The organism is Streptomyces aquilus, from assembly GCF_003955715.1.
Classification (GTDB): domain Bacteria; phylum Actinomycetota; class Actinomycetes; order Streptomycetales; family Streptomycetaceae; genus Streptomyces; species Streptomyces aquilus.
This window is the reverse complement of record NZ_CP034463.1, coordinates 3,633,668-3,651,321: the sequence shown is the minus strand read 5'-3', so window position 1 is coordinate 3,651,321 and position 17,654 is coordinate 3,633,668. Positions and strand designations below refer to the sequence as shown.

At 72.0% G+C, this 17,654-nt stretch carries 17 protein-coding genes; 14 read left to right on the top strand and 3 right to left on the bottom strand.

Annotation, left to right across the window (positions count from 1 at the left end):
• Window positions 1–151: 151 nt before the first annotated feature.
• The 8 genes from EJC51_RS16820 to EJC51_RS16785 all read left to right on the top strand — a co-directional run bounded on the left by EJC51_RS16820 (window position 152) and on the right by EJC51_RS16785 (window position 8,544).
• Window positions 152–1,240 (top strand): nitronate monooxygenase, encoded by a 1,089-nt coding sequence (locus EJC51_RS16820; RefSeq protein WP_126271837.1) that lies wholly within the window; start codon window positions 152–154, stop codon window positions 1,238–1,240.
• Window positions 1,237–1,986, top strand: coding sequence for a 16S rRNA (uracil(1498)-N(3))-methyltransferase (locus EJC51_RS16815; protein ID WP_126271836.1), 750 nt, complete (start codon window positions 1,237–1,239; stop codon window positions 1,984–1,986). Before EJC51_RS16820 ends, EJC51_RS16815 begins: the two co-directional genes overlap by 4 nt.
• A 22-nt stretch (window positions 1,987–2,008) precedes the next feature.
• Entirely contained in the window at window positions 2,009–2,401 is a 393-nt protein-coding gene (locus EJC51_RS16810; RefSeq protein WP_126271835.1) for a VOC family protein, read from the top strand.
• A gap of 78 nt (window positions 2,402–2,479) precedes the next feature.
• Window positions 2,480–3,001: a hypothetical protein gene (locus EJC51_RS16805; protein ID WP_126271834.1), complete on the top strand. Its 522-nt coding sequence runs from the start codon at window positions 2,480–2,482 to the stop codon at window positions 2,999–3,001.
• 15 nt (window positions 3,002–3,016) lie between these two features.
• Complete coding sequence (locus tag EJC51_RS16800; protein ID WP_126271833.1) at window positions 3,017–6,214, top strand: S41 family peptidase; 3,198 nt, start codon at window positions 3,017–3,019, stop codon at window positions 6,212–6,214.
• A gap of 54 nt (window positions 6,215–6,268) precedes the next feature.
• Window positions 6,269–6,622: a histidine triad nucleotide-binding protein gene (locus EJC51_RS16795; RefSeq protein WP_126271832.1), complete on the top strand. Its 354-nt coding sequence runs from the start codon at window positions 6,269–6,271 to the stop codon at window positions 6,620–6,622.
• Window positions 6,623–6,628: 6 nt separating this feature from the next.
• Window positions 6,629–7,534 carry a ribonuclease Z gene (locus EJC51_RS16790; RefSeq protein WP_126271831.1) on the top strand — a complete coding sequence of 302 codons (906 nt, stop codon included), beginning with the start codon at window positions 6,629–6,631 and terminating at the stop codon, window positions 7,532–7,534.
• A gap of 20 nt (window positions 7,535–7,554) precedes the next feature.
• Window positions 7,555–8,544 (top strand): adenosine deaminase, encoded by a 990-nt coding sequence (locus tag EJC51_RS16785; protein ID WP_126271830.1) that lies wholly within the window; start codon window positions 7,555–7,557, stop codon window positions 8,542–8,544.
• A gap of 59 nt (window positions 8,545–8,603) precedes the next feature.
• Here the strand turns inward: EJC51_RS16785 and EJC51_RS16780 are convergent, their stop codons facing one another.
• Window positions 8,604–9,794, bottom strand: a complete 1,191-nt coding sequence (locus EJC51_RS16780; RefSeq protein WP_126271829.1) for an MFS transporter — start codon at window positions 9,792–9,794, stop codon at window positions 8,604–8,606.
• A 178-nt stretch (window positions 9,795–9,972) separates the two neighbouring features.
• Entirely contained in the window at window positions 9,973–10,755 is a 783-nt protein-coding gene (locus EJC51_RS16775; protein WP_126271828.1) for an IclR family transcriptional regulator, read from the bottom strand.
• 103 nt (window positions 10,756–10,858) lie between these two features.
• Here EJC51_RS16775 and EJC51_RS16770 point away from each other — a divergent pair, with 103 nt between their 5' ends.
• Together EJC51_RS16770 and EJC51_RS16765 are read left to right on the top strand one after the other, a co-directional pair.
• On the top strand, window positions 10,859–12,148 hold the full coding sequence (locus EJC51_RS16770) for a glucarate dehydratase family protein (protein WP_126271827.1): 1,290 nt from the start codon (window positions 10,859–10,861) through the stop codon (window positions 12,146–12,148).
• Window positions 12,149–12,255: 107 nt separating this feature from the next.
• The gene (locus EJC51_RS16765) at window positions 12,256–13,422 is read left to right on the top strand and encodes a carbohydrate kinase family protein (protein WP_126271826.1); all 1,167 of its coding nucleotides are present in this window, start codon (window positions 12,256–12,258) and stop codon (window positions 13,420–13,422) included.
• A 13-nt stretch (window positions 13,423–13,435) separates the two neighbouring features.
• Here EJC51_RS16765 and EJC51_RS16760 read toward each other — a convergent pair whose 3' ends face one another.
• A complete protein-coding gene (locus EJC51_RS16760) occupies window positions 13,436–14,155 on the bottom strand; it encodes an FAD binding domain-containing protein (RefSeq protein WP_126271825.1) in 720 nt (239 codons plus the stop codon).
• 256 nt (window positions 14,156–14,411) lie between these two features.
• Between EJC51_RS16760 and EJC51_RS16755 the strand changes: the two genes are divergently transcribed.
• Genes EJC51_RS16755 through EJC51_RS16740 form a run of 4 tightly spaced genes read left to right on the top strand, consistent with a single transcriptional unit; the run spans window position 14,412 to window position 17,644 of the window.
• Window positions 14,412–15,491 (top strand): PhoH family protein, encoded by a 1,080-nt coding sequence (locus EJC51_RS16755; protein ID WP_059191700.1) that lies wholly within the window; start codon window positions 14,412–14,414, stop codon window positions 15,489–15,491.
• A gap of 13 nt (window positions 15,492–15,504) precedes the next feature.
• Window positions 15,505–16,002 (top strand): rRNA maturation RNase YbeY, encoded by a 498-nt coding sequence (gene ybeY / locus EJC51_RS16750; protein WP_126271824.1) that lies wholly within the window; start codon window positions 15,505–15,507, stop codon window positions 16,000–16,002.
• Window positions 15,999–17,288 carry a hemolysin family protein gene (locus EJC51_RS16745; protein ID WP_126271823.1) on the top strand — a complete coding sequence of 430 codons (1,290 nt, stop codon included), beginning with the start codon at window positions 15,999–16,001 and terminating at the stop codon, window positions 17,286–17,288. Before ybeY ends, EJC51_RS16745 begins: the two co-directional genes overlap by 4 nt.
• Window positions 17,285–17,644 (top strand): MmcQ/YjbR family DNA-binding protein, encoded by a 360-nt coding sequence (locus tag EJC51_RS16740; RefSeq protein WP_126271822.1) that lies wholly within the window; start codon window positions 17,285–17,287, stop codon window positions 17,642–17,644. The genes EJC51_RS16745 and EJC51_RS16740 overlap by 4 nt, the downstream gene beginning before the upstream one ends.
• Window positions 17,645–17,654 lie beyond the last annotated feature (10 nt).

The window sequence follows — 17,654 nt, the reverse complement described above, 5'->3', positions numbered from 1 at the left end:
GCTGTTCTCGCGGTTGAAGGACGCGTTCAACGGGCGCTGAGGCGGGAGGGGCGCCGGCGCCGTGAGGTGATCGGTGCCTTCTTGTGCCAAGGGACTATGCCTGGGGAAGGCCGGATTCGGACTTGTTCGGGGGACGTGACACCATGCGGGCATGTCCTCCGCGCTGACCGATCTCTTCCCCTATCCGATCGTGCAGGCCCCCATGGCGGGCGGTGTCTCCGTGCCGCAGCTCGCGGCCGCCGTGTCCGAGGCCGGGGGGCTCGGGTTCCTTGCCGCCGGGTACAAGACGGCCGACGGCATGTACCAGGAGATCAAGCAGTTGCGCGGGCTGACCGGGCGGCCTTTCGGCGTGAACCTCTTCATGCCGCAGCCCGAGTACGCCGATCCCGCGGCGGTCGACGTGTACGCCCACCAGCTCGCCGGTGAAGCGGCCTGGTACGAGACCGAGCTCGGCGACCGCGACAGCGGGCGGGACGACGGATACGACGCCAAGCTCGCCGTACTCCTCGACAACCCCGTCCCCGTCGTCTCCTTCCACTTCGGCGTGCCGAACGGTGAGGTGCTGGAGGCGCTGCGGCGGGCCGGGACCGTCACGCTCGTCACCGCGACCACCCCCGACGAGGCCCTCGCCGTCGAGCGGGCCGGGGCCGACGCGGTCATCGCGCAGGGCGTCGAGGCCGGCGGGCATCAGGGCACCCACCGGGACGTCCCCGAGAACGACGGCGCCGGGCTCGGGCTGCTCTCGCTCGTCGGGCAGATCCGGGAGACCGTCGGGATTCCCGTCGTCGCCGCCGGCGGCCTCATGCGCGGCAGCCAGATCGCCGCCGTGCTCGCCGCCGGCGCCAGTGCCGCCCAGCTCGGCACCGCCTTCCTCGCCACCCCCGAGTCCGGCGCCGCCGACCTCCACAAGCAGGCGCTGACCAACCCCCTCTTCGTGCGGACGGAACTCACCCGGGCCTTCTCCGGCCGGCCGGCCCGCGGGCTCGTCAACCGCTTCATGCGCGAGCACGGCCCGTACGCCCCCGCCGCCTACCCCGAGGTCCACCACCTGACCTCCCCCCTGCGCAAGGCCGCCGCCAAGGCCAAGGACGCGCAGGGCATGGCCCTGTGGGCGGGACAGGGGCACCGGATGGCCCGCCCGCTGCCCGCCGGGCAGCTCGTGGAGGTGCTGGCCGCCGAACTGGCCGACGCCACGACAGCGTTGTCGGCGTTCCGGGCCCTCGGAGGTGAGCCGCGATGACCGCTCCCGTGTTCGTCGTCGAGCACTTCGACGCCGCCGGCGGCGGCCACTACGTCCTCGACGGGCCCGAGGGACGGCATGCCGTCTCCGTGAAGCGCCTCCAGCCCGGCGAGGACGTCATCCTCACCGACGGGGCCGGACGGTGGGCCGACTGCGTCGTGCTCGGCACCGAGGGCAAGGACCGGCTGATCGTCCGGATGGACGGCGTCAGCGAGGAACCCGTGGCACAGCCGCGCATCACCGTCGTCCAGGCCCTTCCCAAGGGCGACCGGGGCGAACTCGCCGTCGAGACCATGACCGAGGTCGGCGTCGACGCGGTCGTGCCCTGGCAGGCGGCCCGTTGCATCACCCAGTGGAAGGGCGAGCGGGGGCTGAAGGCGCTCGGCAAGTGGCGGGCCACCGCCCGCGAGGCCGGCAAGCAGTCCCGGCGCCTCCGCTTCCCCGAGGTCGCGGACCTGGCGACGACCAAGCAGGTCGCGGCACTCCTCGCCGACGCCGACTTCGCCGCCGTGCTCCACTCCGACTTCGAACGCGGCAGCCGTCCGCTCGCCACCGCCGAACTCCCCGACGAGGGCGAGATCGTGCTCGTCGTCGGACCCGAAGGGGGCGTCGCCAAGGACGAGTTGGCGCTCTTCGAGGAGGCGGGTGCGGAGGCGTACGTGCTGGGTCCTACCGTGTTGCGTACGTCGACCGCCGGGACGGCGGCCGCGGCCCTGCTCCTCGGCCGCACCGGCCGCTGGTCCTGACCGAACCTCCGGGGGAAACACCGTGGAACTCGCCCAAGTACGGCTCCTCGTCACCGACTTCGCCGCCTGCTACCGCTTCTACGCCGAAGTCCTCGGCCTGAAGCCGCAGTCGGGGGCGACCGAGGGACCGTACGAGAAGTTCAGCCCCACCACCGGCTCGGCCGGCATCGCCCTCCAGGACCGGGCCATGATGGCCGGCGTCCTGGGCGAACTGGGCGACGAGGCGACCGGGCACCGTTCGCTGGTGGTGCTACGCGTCGACGACCTGGACTCCTACGTCGAGCAGATCACCGCCCGAGGCGCCGAACTCCTCCACGGTCCCGCCCCGATGACGGACCGCATGCGCGTCGCCCACCTCAAGGACCCGGAGGGCAACCTGGTGGAACTCCAGGAGTGGCTGCTGCTGCGCGCCTGACCGCGTGTCACTCGATTGTGGGATGAGTGTCCGTATGTGCTCTACCGCGCCGGGCGGGACAGTGGGAAGCTGCCCTCCATGGGGGTATTGAGGAGGATTTGGCGGCACCGGGGCCGACGCATCGGCGCGGTGGCCGCGCTCGTCGTCGTGACCGTCGGCGGGGCCGTCGCCTGTGATCCCGCGGGGCTGAGCTCCGCGTCCGTGGCGTACACGACCGACCAGACGGTGACCAAGGAGCTGAACCGGCAGCACGCCAACGTGCAGTGGCTCACCTGCACGGCCTCCTACGGCAACCGCTCCACCCCGACCGCGACCGAGAACGCCGTCGCCGAGGTGCACTGCACCGGCGAGACCGACAACGGCAAGGACATCAAGGTCGACGGGAAGATCACCCGGGTCGTCAACGGGCAGTGCGTGCGCGGGGAGTTGACGGCGAAGATCGACGGGAAGCAGTGGTTCCAGGTGAATGGGCTGGGCAACTGCAATGCCACCCCCGAGCCGGCCGGCAACAACAATCCCGGTGCCACGGTCACCGTGACCGTCACCGAGACCGTGTGGTGCGACAAGTACCCGGACTGCCGCCCGGTGCAGGGCAAATGACCTTAGGGTGATCGGGTGACCCAGCCCGCGACGCCCGCGTATCTCCGATACCCGCATCTGCACGGCGACCTGGTCGCCTTCACCGCCGAGGACGACGTCTGGATCGCGCCCCTCGACGGCGGCCGCGCCTGGCGGGTCAGCAGCGACAACGTGCCGGTCTCCACGCCCCGCATCTCACCCGACGGCACCACCGTCGCCTGGACCTCGACGCGGGACGGGGCGCCCGAGGTGCACATCGCCCCGGTCGACGGCGGACCCGCGAAACGGCTGACGCACTGGGGGAGTTGGCGCACCCAGGTGCGCGGCTGGACGCCCGACGGGCAGGTCCTGGCCCTCACCACCCACGGCCAGGCCAGCCTGCGCCGCTCCTGGGCGCACACCGTCCCGCTCGACGGCGGCCCGTCCACCGTCCTGCCGTACGGTCCCGTGGGGGGTGTGGCGCAGGGGCCGAGCACCGTTCTCCTCTCCGCCCCGATGGGGCGCGAGGCGGCCTGGTGGAAGCGGTACCGGGGCGGTACCGCGGGCAAGCTGTGGATCGACGACGGTGGGGACGGGGAGTTCGTACGGCTGCATGAAGAGCTCGACGGGAACATCGAGTTCCCGGTGTGGGCGGGGGAGCGGATCGCGTTCCTCTCCGACCACGAAGGTGTCGGGGCCGTCTATTCGTCCCTCGCGGACGGGGCCGACCTGCGCCGGCACACCCCGCTCGACGGTTTCTACGCCCGGCACGCCGCCGGGGACGGCGACCGGGTCGTCTACGCCTCCGCCGGCGAGCTGTGGGTCCTCGACGACCTGGACGGGGCGGAGCCGCGCCGGCTCGACATCCGGCTCGGCGGCTCCCGCGCCGACCTCCAGCCGTACACCCTGAACGCCTCCCGCTGGGTCGAGTCGGCGTCCCCCGACCACACCGCACGCGGCAGCGCCGTCTGTGTGCGCGGGGCCGTGCACTGGGTCACCCACCGCTCCGGCCCGGCCCGCGCCCTCGCCGCCGAGCCCGGGGTGCGGTCCCGGCTGCCGCGGGCCTTCCGCGCCGACGGCGAGGAGTGGGTGGTGTGGGTGACGGACGCCGACGGCGACGACGCCCTGGAGTTCGCGCCCGCCACCGGCCTCGCCCCCGGCGCCACCCCGCGCCGGCTCGCCGCGGGACAGCTCGGCCGGGTCCTCGACCTGGCGATGGCACCGGACGGCAGCCGGGCCGCCGTCGCCGCGCACGACGGACGCGTCCTCCTCGTCGAACGCGAGACGGGCGAGGTCCGCGAGATCGACCGCAGCGAGGACGGCGACGCCGCCGGGCTGGTCTTCTCACCCGACTCGGCCTGGCTCGCCTGGTCCCACCCCGGCCCGCGCCCGCTCAGCCAGCTCCGCCTCGCCAACACCACCGACCTGTCGGTCACCGAGGCGACCCCGCTGCGCTTCCAGGACTACGCCCCCGCCTTCACCCTCGACGGCAAGCACCTGGCGTTCCTCTCCACCCGCTCCTTCGACCCGGTCTACGACGAGCACGTCTTCGACCTGGCCTTCGTGGAGGGCGCCCGCCCGCACCTCATCACCCTCGCCGCCACCACGCCGTCCCCGTTCGGACCGCAGCGGCACGGCCGCCCCTTCGACGCGCCCGACAAGGACGAGACCCCCGACAGCGAGGGCGCCCCGGCCACCCGGATCGACCTCGAAGGCCTCGCCGACCGGATCGTGCCCTTCCCGGTGGAGGCCGCCCGCTACTCCGAGCTGCGGGCCGCGAAGGACGGCGTGCTGTGGCTCAGGCACCCGGTGCGCGGGGTGCTGGGCGCCTCCCGGGCCACGCCCGACGCACCCGACCCCAAGACCGAGCTGGAGCGCTTCGACCTCGTCCAGCAGCGCGTCGAGCATCTGGCCGCCGACGTCGACCACTTCGCCGTCAGCGGCGACGGCAAGCGGGTCCTGCTGGGGACCGACGGCCGGCTGAAGGTCGTACCGAGCGACCGCCGCGCCTCGAACGACGACGACAGCGACACCAACATCACCGTCGACCTCACCCGGATCCGGCAGACGATCGACCCGGCGGCCGAGTGGCGGCAGATGTACGACGAGACCGGCCGCATCATGCGCGACCACTTCTGGCGCCCCGACCTCGGCGGCACCGACTGGGACGGCGTCCTCGACCGCTACCGCCCCGTCCTCGACCGCGTCGCCACCCACGACGACCTCGTCGACCTGCTCTGGGAGGTCCAGGGCGAGCTGGGCACCTCGCACGCCTACGTCGTCCCGCGCGGCGGCTACGGCAGCGGCGCCCGGCAGGGCCTCCTCGGCGCCGACATCTCCCGCCACCCGGACGGCAGTTGGCGCATCGACCGCATCCTGCCCGCGGAGACCTCCGACCCCGAGGCCCGTTCCCCGCTCGCCGCGCCCGGCGTCGCGGTCCGCGCCGGGGACGCGATCGTCGCGGTCGCGGGCCGGCCGGTCGACCCGGTGACGGGTCCGGGGCCGCTGCTCGTCGGTACGGCGGGCAAGGCGATCGAGCTGACCATCTCCCCGTCCGGCGGCGGGGAGGTACGGCACGCGGTCGTCGTCCCGGTCGCCAACGAGGAGCCGCTGCGCTACCACGCCTGGGTCACCGACCGACGCGCCTACGTCCACGAACGCTCCGGCGGCCGCCTCGGCTACCTCCACGTCCCCGACATGCAGGCCCCCGGCTGGGCGCAGATCCACCGCGACCTGCGCGTCGAGGTGGCCCGCGAGGGGCTCGTCGTCGACGTCCGCGAGAACCGCGGCGGCCACACCTCCCAGCTGGTCGTGGAGAAGCTGGCCCGCAGGATCGTCGGCTGGGCCAGCCCGCGCGGCATGCGCCCCTACAGCTATCCGCAGGACGCCCCGCGCGGCCCTGTCGTCGCCGTCGCCAACGAGTTCTCCGGCTCGGACGGCGACATCGTCAACGCGGCCATCAAGGCCCTCGGCATCGGCCCGGTCGTCGGCACCCGCACCTGGGGCGGCGTCATCGGCATCGACAGCCGCTACCACCTCGTCGACGACACGCTCGTCACCCAGCCCAAGTACGCCTTCTGGCTGGAGGGTTACGGGTGGGGCGTGGAGAACCACGGCGTGGACCCGGACGTGGAGGTCGTCCAGCGCCCGCAGGACCACGGGGCGGGACGGGACGTCCAACTGGACGAGGCCATAAGGCTCGCCCTGGAGGCCCTGGAAGGGACTCCGGCGAAGGTGCCTCCGTCGCTTCCCTGACCTGCTCGATACGATGCCCCTCAGACTTCGGGCGATTACGGTGAGAGGACGCACATGCCAGGGGAGCCGCAGGCCGACTGCCTGTTCTGCAAGATCGTCGAGGGGCAGATCCCGGCCACGATCGTCCGCGAGTCGGACACCACCGTCGCCTTCCGGGACATCAACCCCCAGGCGCCGACGCATGTCCTGGTCATCCCCAAGGTGCACTACCGGGACGCCGCCGCGCTCGCCGCCGCGGAGCCCAGCATCGCCGCCGACGTGCTGCGCGAGGCGCAGACCGTCGCCGACGAGGAGAAGCTGGAGAGCTACCGCATCGTCTTCAACACGGGCGCCGGCGCCGGCCAGACCGTCTGGCACGCGCACGCGCACGTCCTCGGCGGCCGCGGCCTCGCCTGGCCCCCCGGGTAAGTCACCGTGTCCGTACGTGAATTGGTGGTCCTCGGCACCGCCAGCCAGGTCCCCACCCGGCACCGCAACCACAACGGCTACCTGCTGCGCTGGGACGGCGAGGGCATCCTCTTCGACCCGGGCGAGGGCACCCAGCGCCAGATGCTGCGCGCCGGGGTCGCCGCGCACGACCTGAACCGGATCTGCGTCACCCACTTCCACGGCGACCACTCCCTCGGTCTCGCGGGCGTCATCCAGCGCATCAACCTCGACCGCGTCCCGCACGAGATCACCGCCCACTACCCGAAGTCCGGCCAGCGCTTCTTCGACCGGCTGCGGTACGCGACGGCCTACCGGGAGACGGTCGCGCTCACCCAGGCCCCGGTGAGCGAGGACGGGGCGCTGGGCGCGTCCGCCTCCTACACGCTGGAGGCCCGCAAGCTCTCCCACCCCGTCGAGTCCTACGGCTACCGCCTCGTCGAACCCGACGGCCGCCGCATGCTGCCCGACCGCCTCGCGGCGCACGGCATCAAGGGGCCGGACGTCGGGCGCATCCAGCGCGAGGGCGCGGTCGGGGACGTGACCCTGGCGGACGTCAGCGAGGTCCGCCGCGGACAGCGGTTCGCGTTCGTCATGGACACCCGCCTGTGCGACGGCGTGTACGCGCTCGCCGACGGCTGCGACCTGCTCGTCATCGAGTCCACGTTCCTCGACGAGGACACGCACCTCGCGGTCGAACACGGCCACCTCACCGCCGGGCAGGCCGCGACCGTCGCCCGGGACGCCGGCGTACGGCATCTCGTCCTCACCCACTTCAGCCAGCGTTACACCGAGCCGGACGAGTTCGAGCGGCAGGCGCGGGCGGCCGGGTTCGAGGGCGAGCTGACGGTGGCGCACGACCTGCTGCGGGTACCGGTTCCGAAACGGCGGTAAAGCGGCCGTACGATGCTTTGATGCCCCTCCCCAAAGCTGAACTGCACCTGCACATCGAAGGCACACTGGAGCCCGAGCTGGCGTTTGAGCTGGCCGCGCGCAACGGCGTCGAGCTGCCGTACGCGGACACCGATGAGCTGCGCAAGGCGTACGACTTCGAGGACCTCCAGTCCTTCCTGAACCTGTACTACGAGCTCATGGCCGTGCTCCGCACCGAGCGCGACTTCGAGGATCTGGCGAACGCCTATCTCGCCCGCGCCGCCGCGCAGGGCGTGCGGCACGCGGAGATCTTCTTCGACCCACAGGCGCACATCGCGCGCGGTGTGGCCATGGGCACGGTGGTGGAGGGGCTGTGGCGGGCGCTCGGCGAGAGCGAGGCCCGGCACGGTGTCTCCACGCAGCTGATCATGTGCTTCCTGCGGGACGAGTCCGCCGGGTCGGCCCTTCGGACGCTGGAGGCCGCGAAGCCGTACCTCGACCGGATCGTCGGCGTCGGGCTCGACTCCGCCGAGGTCGGGCATCCGCCGGTGAAGTTCCGCGAGGTGTACGAGGCGGCTGCCGCGCTCGGGCTGCGACGGGTGGCGCATGCGGGCGAGGAGGGGCCGCCGGCGTACATCACCGAGGCGCTGGACGTGCTCGGGGTGGAGCGGATCGACCACGGGCTGCGGTGCGTGGAGGATCCGGCGCTGGTGGAGCGGCTGGTGCGGGAGCGGGTTCCGTTGACCTTGTGTCCGCTGTCGAATGTGCGGCTGCGGACGGTTGATGTGCTTGCGGATCATCCGCTTCCGGCGATGTTGGATGCGGGGTTGCTGTGCACCGTGAACTCTGACGACCCTGCCTATTTCGGGGGGTATGCGGGGGACAACTTCGATGCGGTGCGCTCCGCGTTGGGGCTGGGGGAGGAGCGGTTGCGGGAGCTTGCTCGGAACTCGTTCCTGGCGAGTTTTCTTGAGCATGATGAGGAGCGGAGGGCTCGGTATCTCGCCGAGGTGGATGCGTATCGGTTTTGAGTCTGGCTGCGGGCCCGGTGGGGGCTTGTCGCGCAGTTCCCCGCGCCCCTGAAGGCCCTCTACGCAGCTGTTGCCTTGTCGTAGGACGGCGCCTCCACCGGGATCTCCACCACCGGCAAGGAGCGCCTGCCCGCGCCCATCGCCACCGCCGTCATCGGCACCGCGATCACCAGCAAGCCCGCCGCCAGCACCCAGCCCATGGCCTCGAAGCCCGCCTGTGCCGACAGCAGGCTGCCTGCCAACGGGCCCGCCGCCGTGCCCAGGGACGATGCCGAGCCGACCAGGACCGCCCAGCGGCCCCTCGGGTCCAGGGAGGCGGCCAGGCCGATGACGTACGACAGGACGATCGGGTAGAGCGTGTTCCACGCGATCTCGCCGGTCGCGAACGTCGTGAGGTCGGTCGCGGAGGCGCTCAGCGCGATGCAGGCGGCGATCAGGGCCGTGCCCGCGCCGATGGGCAGAGCCTTGCCGAGCCGGGGGCCGAGTGCGCCCGCGCCGATGACGCCGAGCAGACCGGCGCCGAGGGCGATCGCGAAGACCGCGCCGACGGTCGCCTCGGTGAGGTGGGCCTGGTCGAGGCCGATGCGGCCGCTGACGCCCCACAGGGAGTTCTGGGCGAGGGACCAGCACGGCAGGGTGCCGGCGAGGAGCAGACCGGCGCGCAGGTGCGGGAGGGGCGTCTTCGCCTGCTGCCGGGTGCGGTGGGGTGCCGTGGACGGTGAGAGGCGGGCGGTCAGGGGCCAGACCGCCGCCGCCGTGAGGGCGATCGCCGCCAGCGGCTGGCCGTGGCCCGGGCCGAGGTGCGGGACCGTCAGATAGACGGCGCCAGCGAGTGCGGAGACGCCGAGCAGGCCGAGCGTGGTGGTGCGGTGCGGGTCGGGCTGGGCGGCGATGCCGGTGGCGGCCACCGCCGTCGCCGTACCCGAGCCGAAGCCGCCGATGAGCACGCCCGCGATGACGGCCCCCACGGTGTGCGTGAGCGCGGCGCCGCCGTAGCCGAGGACGGCGAGGACGAGGCCGGTGCGGGCGAGGAGGCGCGGGCCGATCCGGTCGACGCGGGAGGCGAGCAGGAAGCCCGCCGAGGCCGAACTCAGCAGCAGCGCGCTGCCGACGGCGCCCGCCTCGGTGGCGGAGAGCGGAAGCCCCGAGTCCAGCCGGCCGACGGTGGTCGGGAGGAGGTACGGGGCGAGGTACCCGGCCGTGAAAAGGGCGACGAGGGGCCAGGGCAGGGTGGAGCGACGGGCGGACACGGGCGTTCCCAGGGCATGCGAAAGAAGCGGCTCAGAAAAGGGGGTTGGGCGACGACCGTCGACGGACAGGAACGCGCGGGCAATTTGTATCAAGCACGCGGTTCGAGAAGAAGAGTGGGGGGTGTGATGTGGGGCACTTCGTGTTTGGGGTGGGGAAGGGTGGGTAGCAGCACTGCCTTCACCGCCACTGAGCCGCCGCTCCGTTCCCAGGGGGCGCCGCCTCGATCTTCGCCCTGATCTCCCGCATCACCGTGACGATCCGCTCCTCGTGCCCCGGTGTCAGGCGGGCCACCGGCACCGAGCAGCTGATCGCGTCCTGGGCGGGGGCGTCGTAGCGCAGGGCGAAGCCGAAGCCGACGATGCCGAGGACGCCTTCTTCGTGGTCGATCGAGTAGCCGCGGGAGCGGGTCTCCGCCAGGTCCGTCAGCAAGGATTCCCTGGTGGTGTGCGAGTTGGGGGTCAGCGCCTCGTACGGCCCCTGCGGTAGCTCCGCGTCCGCTCGCTCCGCCAGCAGCGCCTTGCCCAGCGCGCCCGCGTGTGCCGGCAGGCGGCGGCCGACGCGGCTGATCGTGCGCAGGTACTCGTGGGACTCGCGGGTCGCCAGATAGGCCACGTCCCGGCCGTCGAGCCGGCCCATGTGGATGGTCTCGCCCAGCGCGTCGGACGCCTCGTCGAGATACGGCCGTACGACCCGGACGCGCGGGTCGGAGTCGAGGTAGCTGGTGCCGGTCAGCAGGGCGTGGATGCCGATGCCGTAGAGGGAGCCGGTGACGTCGGTGCGGACCCAGCCGCGCGAGATCAGGGTCTGGAGGAGGGCGTACATCGAGCTGCGGGGGACCTGGAGCGCGTCGGCCAGCTCCTGGAGGCGCGCCGGGCGGTCCCCACGGGCCGCGAGGAGTTCCAGCAGCTCGACCGTCCGCGCCGCCGACTTCACCTCGCGGACGCCCCCTGTCTCTGACATGCGCCGATCGTAATCCGACGGGACGGCGCCGTTGACGGCTGTTGTCCGCGTATCTAACCTCCATCTTTATATGTGGATGTCGTCTACATGAGGAGATGACGCAGTGAATCTCACGATCGCCGACGTACGGCTGACACCGATCCTCGTCGCGGACCCGCCGCTGCTCAACACGCAAGGGGTGCACCAGCCGTACACGCCCCGGCTGATCGTCGAGGTGGAGACGGCCGGCGGGGTGGTGGGGTTCGGGGAGACGTACGGCGACACCAAGTACCTGGAGCTGGCACGGCCGTTCGCGCGGAAGCTGATCGGACGTCAGGTGTCCGACCTGAACGGCCTGTTCGCGGTCGCCGACGAGGTGGCCGTGGCCGATGCACGGGTCTCCGGGCAGGTCGACGTGGGTGGGCTGCGCGGTGTGCAGACCGCCGACAAGCTGCGGTTGTCCGTCCTCTCCGGGTTCGAGGTCGCCTGTCTCGACGCGCTCGGCAGGGCGCTGGGGCTGCCCGTGCACGCGCTGCTCGGGGGCAAGGTGCGGGACGCCGTCGAGTACAGCGCCTACCTGTTCTACAAGTGGGCCGACCATCCGGCGGGCGTCGCCGCCGAGAAGGACGACTGGGGGGCCGCCCTCGATCCGGCCGGGGTCGTGGCGCAGGCCCGGCTGTTCAAGGAGCGGTACGGGTTCACGTCGTTCAAGCTCAAGGGCGGGGTGTTCCCGCCGGACGAGGAGATCGCCGCGGTGCGGGCGCTCGCCGAGGCGTTTCCCGGACATCCGCTGCGGCTCGATCCCAACGGCGCCTGGTCCGTGGCCACTTCGCTGAAGGTGGCGGAGGAGCTCGGGGACGTCCTGGAGTATCTGGAGGATCCCGCGCTCGGTACGGCCGCCATGGCCGAGGTGGCCGCCGGGACCGAGGTGCCGCTCGCCACGAACATGTGCGTGACGACGTTCGCGGAGATCGCGGAGGCGTTCGCGAAGGGGGCCGTGCAGGTGGTGCTGTCCGATCACCACTACTGGGGCGGCCTGCGCAACACGCAGCAACTCGCCGCGATCTGCCGGACGTTCGGGGTGGGGGTGTCGATGCACTCCAACACTCACCTGGGGATCTCGCTGGCCGCGATGACACAGGTGGCGGCCACCGTGCCCGACCTGCACCACGCGTGCGACTCGCACTACCCGTGGCAGACGGAGGACGTGCTGACGGAGCGGTTGGTGTTCGAGGGCGGGAAGGTGGCCGTGTCCGACGCGCCGGGGCTGGGCGTCGAGGTCGACCGGGAGCGGCTGCGGGCACTGCACCGGCGGTGGGTCGACGACGACGGAGGACTGCGGGAGCGGGACGACGCGGCGGCCATGCGGGTCGCGGAGCCGGGGTGGGTGACGCCGGGGGTGCCGCGCTGGTAGTGCCGGGCGGGGGAGCGGGACGCGTGGTGCGAGCCGGTGTTGACACCCCTGTTGTCAGTGGTGTGGTGCAGACTGGCTGAATCCGTACCACTCGCAGGGAGCGCCCCGTGATCGCGTCCAGCGCATCCAACGCGTCCACCGGAAAGGGACCGTCGCACCGAGGAGCGGCCGGGCCGTGTCAGGCCCAGGTCGACCCGCTCGCCGCGCTGCGCACCCCCGACGACCCCCCTTGGGACGTCTATCTCACCGGCACCGTCTTCCTCGACATCATCTTCACCGGGCTCGACTCCGCACCCGTGCGCGGGACCGAGTCCTGGGCGCGCGGGATGGGGTCGAGCCCAGGCGGTGTGGCCAACATGGCCACCGCACTCGCCCGGCTGGGGCTGAGGACCTCCCTCGCCGCCGCCTTCGGCTCCGACCACTACGGCGAGTACTGCTGGGACGCCCTGGCCCAGGGCGAGGGCATCGATCTCTCGCCGTCACGCACCGTCCCCGGCTGGCACTCCCCGGTCACCGTCTCCATGGCGTACGAGGGCGAGCGGACGATGGTCTCCCACGGCCACGAGCCGCCCCCGGAGGCGGCAATCATCCAAGAGGGCGCCCCGGACTGCCCGCCACGCGCGCGTGCCGCCGTCGCCTCGCTGGTGCCGGGCAAGCGCGCCCCCTGGATCGCCCAGGCCGCGAGCAAGGGCACCCGCGTCTTCGCCGACGTCGGCTGGGACGACACCGGCGCCTGGGACCTGGCGGGCCTGGTCGACCTCGAACACTGCGAGGCCTTCCTGCCCAACGCCGAGGAGGCCATGCGCTACACCCGCACCTCCTGCCCGCGCGAGGCGGCCCACGCCCTCCTCGACCATGTGCCGCTCGCCGTGGTCACCCTCGGCGCGGAGGGCGCCTACGCGGTCGACCGGCGGACCGGGGAGTCCGCCGAGGTGCCCGCCATCGCCGTGGAGGCCCTCGATCCCACCGGCGCCGGTGACGTCTTCGTCGCCGGGTTCGTCACCGGCACGCTGGCGGGCTGGCCGCTCGCCGACCGGCTCGCCTTCGCCGGGCTGACGGCCGCGCTCTCCGTCCAGGAGTTCGGCGGCTCCCTGTCGGCACCGGGCTGGTCGGAGATCGGCGCCTGGTGGCGCAAGGTCCAGTCACTGCCGGGCCAGGACCCCGCGGCCCTGCGGCGGTACGGCTTCCTGGCGGAGCTCGTACCGGCGGAGCAGGCCCGCCCGTGGCCGCTGAGACGAGCGGTACCGACGATCGGGTTCCGGCGGTCGGCGTAGGGCCTGCGGGGCCCTACGAGGCCGTGCGGGCCAGCAGCTCCGTCACCTGGTCCCGGACCACCTCGCGCGCCTCGGCCGGCAGCGCGCCGATCGCCGTACCGGCCAGCGCGTCCAGCACCGGCTCCGCGCCGCCGTCGCACTCCGTGCTCTCCGCGAGCACGTCATAGCCGTCGCGGACGGCGATCCGCAGGAGGGGGCGGATGCCCGCGGGGGCGTGTACGGCGGTCGCGACGACCAGCGGGGGCGGGCCGCCGGGGGCCTCCGACAGCTTGCGGTAGGCGGTCGCCAGCGGGGTGCGCCAGCGCAGGCTCAGCAGCAGCGGACGCTTCGCCGTCAGCTCGGCGAGGTCGGTCTCGTAGGGGCCCTCCGTGTCCAGCACCACCGCACGCGCGTCCAGCACGACGGCCGCGGGCAGCAGACAGCGCAGGGTGCTGCCGACGATGTTCCCGCCGACCGTGGCACTCCTGCGCACGGCACCGGTGCCGACCCCGGCCGCCGCCCGGTGCAGCACCTCCGGCACCCGCTCGTCGACCCGGTGCAGCGGCACCGCCGCCCCCAGTTCCCCGGCGCCGAGCACATTGGCCTCGGGCACCTCGCGCAGGCTCATCGCCTGCCGGGGGAAGCCGTCCCGCTGCCAGACGGCCCACTGGAGGGTGGCTCCGCCGACGGGTATCGCCCCCTCGGACAGGCACTGGCGTGCCTCGGACACGGACGTGGGCAGACGCAAGAGCACGGCCGACCTGCTTTCCCGGACTGGCGCGACGAGAACCCGGTGCGCGCGGAGCGGTGTCGGCGCGCATTCTCCCCACGCGCGCGGGGGGCGTATGCAGGGCTCACCGCGGCACCGAGGGCGCCCGCACCCCGGTCGCCGCGGGCGGAAAAGGCCTTCGGCGTTGTCAGTCCCCCGGCGTACCCTGGAAATCGCCAGGCCGCCCATGTGGCGGGCGAGTCGTTTCGAGGAGGACGAGCAAGGCCTACAGAGCCGGCCCATGACTCAGACACCCACAGATCGCACCCCCGCGCAGGGACAGGCGAGAGCACAGTTCACCGTCCCCGCCCAGCACCCCATGGTGACCGTGCTGGGGTCCGGCGACTCCCTGCTGCGCGTGATCGAGAAGGCCTTCCCGGCGGCCGACATCCATGTCCGGGGCAATGAGATCAGCGCGGTCGGCGACGCCGCCGAAGTGGCCATCGTCCAGCGCCTGTTCGACGAGATGATGCTGGTGCTCCGCACCGGACAGCCGATGACGGAGGACGCAGTGGAACGCTCCATCGCGATGCTCAGAGCGAGCGAGAACGGCACCAACGACGGCCAGGAGACCCCGGCCGAGGTGCTCACCCAGAACATCCTCTCCTCGCGCGGCCGGACGATCCGCCCCAAGACCCTGAACCAGAAGCGGTACGTCGACGCGATCGACAAGCACACGATCGTCTTCGGCATCGGCCCCGCCGGTACCGGCAAGACCTATCTCGCCATGGCCAAGGCGGTGCAGGCCCTTCAGTCCAAGCAGGTCAACCGCATCATCCTGACCCGCCCCGCGGTGGAGGCGGGCGAGCGCCTCGGCTTCCTGCCGGGCACGCTCTACGAGAAGATCGACCCCTACCTGCGCCCGCTGTACGACGCGCTGCACGACATGCTCGACCCCGACTCCATCCCGCGCCTCATGGCCGCGGGCACGATCGAGGTCGCCCCCCTGGCGTACATGCGCGGCCGTACGCTCAACGACGCCTTCATCATCCTCGACGAGGCCCAGAACACCTCCCCCGAGCAGATGAAGATGTTCCTCACCCGCCTCGGCTTCGACTCGAAGATCGTGATCACGGGTGACGTGACCCAGGTCGACCTGCCCAACGGCACCAAGTCGGGTCTGCGTCAGGTCCAGGACATCCTCGAAGGCCTCGACGACGTCCATTTCTCCCGCCTGTCGTCGCAGGACGTCGTACGGCACAAGCTCGTCGGCCGTATCGTCGACGCGTACGAGAAGTACGACAGCACGCACGGCACCGAGAACGGCACCCACAAGGACACCAAGGGCGGCCGGGGCAGGGCCGGGCACAAGGGGAAGTAGACACCGCAGCACCATGTCGATCGACGTCAACAACGAGTCCGGAACCGAGGTCGACGAGCAGGCGATCCTCGACATCGCCCGCTACGCACTCGCGCGGATGCGCATCCACCCGCTCTCCGAGCTCTCGGTGATCGTCGTGGACACCGACGCCATGGAGCAGCTGCACATCCAGTGGATGGACCTGCCCGGGCCGACCGATGTCATGTCCTTCCCGATGGACGAGCTGCGGCCGCCCGGCAAGGACGACGAGGAGCCCCCGCAGGGGCTGCTCGGCGACATCGTGCTCTGTCCCGAAGTGGCCAAGAAACAGGGGGAGGACGCGCCCACGCAGCACTCCATGGACGAGGAGCTCCAGCTCCTGACCGTCCATGGCGTGCTGCACCTGCTCGGCTACGACCACGAGGAGCCGGACGAGAAGGCCGAGATGTTCGGCCTCCAGGCCGCCATCGTCGATGGCTGGCGCGCGGAGAAGGGGCTGACCGGTCCGTCGCCGGCCCCGACCGTGTCATGAGCCTTCCCCTCGTCTCCGGCGCGATCGCCCTGGTCGTCGTCGCCTGGCTCGCCGCCTGCGCGGAGGCGGGCCTCGCGCGCGTCTCCAGCTTCCGCGCCGAGGAAGCCGTCCGCGGCGGCCGGCGCGGCAGCGCCAAACTCGCGCAGGTCGCCGCCGACCCGACCCGTTATCTCAACGTGGCGCTGCTGGTCCGCGTCGCCTGCGAGATGGCCGCGGCCGCCATGGTCACGTACGCCTGCCTCCAGGAGTTCGACGGCACCACCCAGGCCCTGCTCGTCGCGATCGGCGTCATGGTCCTGGTGTCGTACGTCGCCGTCGGCGTCTCCCCGCGCACCATCGGCCGCCAGCACCCGCTGAACACCGCGACGGCGGCGGCGTACGTCCTGCTGCCGCTCGCGCGGATCATGGGCCCGATCCCGAACCTGCTGATCCTCATCGGCAACGCGCTCACCCCCGGCAAGGGCTTCCGCCGCGGCCCCTTCGCCTCCGAGGCGGAGCTGCGCGCGCTGGTCGACCTCGCCGAGAAGGAGTCGCTCATCGAGGACGACGAGCGCCGCATGGTGCACTCCGTCTTCGAGCTCGGCGACACCCTCGTGCGGGAGGTCATGGTGCCGCGCACCGACCTCGTCGTCATCGAGCGCTACAAGACGATCCGTCAGGCCCTCACCCTCGCCCTGCGCTCCGGTTTCTCCCGCATACCGGTGACCGGGGAGAGCGAGGACGACATCGTCGGCATCGTGTATCTGAAGGACCTGGTCCGCAAGACGCACATCAGCCGGGACGCGGAGAGCGAGCTGGTCTCCACGGCCATGCGGCCCGCCGCGTTCGTGCCCGACACCAAGAACGCCGGCGACCTGCTGCGCGAGATGCAGCGCGACCGCAACCACGTCGCCGTCGTCATCGACGAGTACGGCGGCACCGCCGGCATCGTCACCATCGAGGACATCCTGGAAGAGATCGTCGGCGAGATCACCGACGAGTACGACCGCGAGCTGCCGCCGGTGAAGGAGCTGGGCGACGACCGCTACCGGGTCACCGCCCGCCTCGACATCACCGACCTGGGCGAGCTGTACGGCCTCGACGAGTACGACGACGAGGACGTGGAGACCGTCGGCGGACTCCTCGCGAAGGCCCTCGGGCGCGTCCCGATCGCCGGCGCCTCGGCCGTCGTGGACCTGCCCGACGAGCGGGCCCTGCGGCTGACGGCGGAGGCCGCGGCCGGCCGGCGGAACAAGATCGTGACCGTGCTGGTGGAGCCCGTGGAAGTGTCCAAGGAGGACGAGTGACCCCGCAGGAGCTGCGCGCCCTCTGTCTGTCCTTCAACGCGGCCGTGGAGGACTTCCCCTTCTCGCCGGAGATCTCGGTCTTCAAGGTGCTGGGCAAGATGTTCGCCCTGTCCTGGCTGGACAACCGCCCCCTGACGGTCAACCTCAAGTGCGACCCGGAGGACGCGGTCCGGCTGCGCGCCGACCACCCCGGCCTGATCATCCCCGGCTACCACATGAACAAGCGGCACTGGAACACCGTGACGGTCGACGGGGAGTTGCCCGACCAGCTCGTGCGGGAGCTGATCGAGGACTCCTACGACCTGGTGGTGGCCGGTCTGCCGCGGGCGGAGCGGTTGCGCCTGGACCGGCCGTGACCGTTCCGGG

Excerpts from the sequence above, each read along its gene's own strand:
- EJC51_RS16820 (WP_126271837.1), top strand. The coding sequence starts at position 152 with ATGTCCTCCGCGCTGACCGATCTCTTCCCCTATCCGATCGTGCAGGCC.
- EJC51_RS16815 (WP_126271836.1), top strand. The coding sequence starts at position 1,237 with ATGACCGCTCCCGTGTTCGTCGTCGAGCACTTCGACGCCGCCGGCGGC.
- EJC51_RS16805 (WP_126271834.1), top strand. The coding sequence starts at position 2,480 with ATGGGGGTATTGAGGAGGATTTGGCGGCACCGGGGCCGACGCATCGGC.
- EJC51_RS16795 (WP_126271832.1), top strand. The coding sequence starts at position 6,269 with ATGCCAGGGGAGCCGCAGGCCGACTGCCTGTTCTGCAAGATCGTCGAG.
- EJC51_RS16785 (WP_126271830.1), top strand. The coding sequence starts at position 7,555 with ATGCCCCTCCCCAAAGCTGAACTGCACCTGCACATCGAAGGCACACTG.
- EJC51_RS16775 (WP_126271828.1), bottom strand. The coding sequence starts at position 10,755 with ATGTCAGAGACAGGGGGCGTCCGCGAGGTGAAGTCGGCGGCGCGGACG.
- EJC51_RS16755 (WP_059191700.1), top strand. The coding sequence starts at position 14,412 with ATGACTCAGACACCCACAGATCGCACCCCCGCGCAGGGACAGGCGAGA.
- ybeY (WP_126271824.1), top strand. The coding sequence starts at position 15,505 with ATGTCGATCGACGTCAACAACGAGTCCGGAACCGAGGTCGACGAGCAG.
- EJC51_RS16745 (WP_126271823.1), top strand. The coding sequence starts at position 15,999 with ATGAGCCTTCCCCTCGTCTCCGGCGCGATCGCCCTGGTCGTCGTCGCC.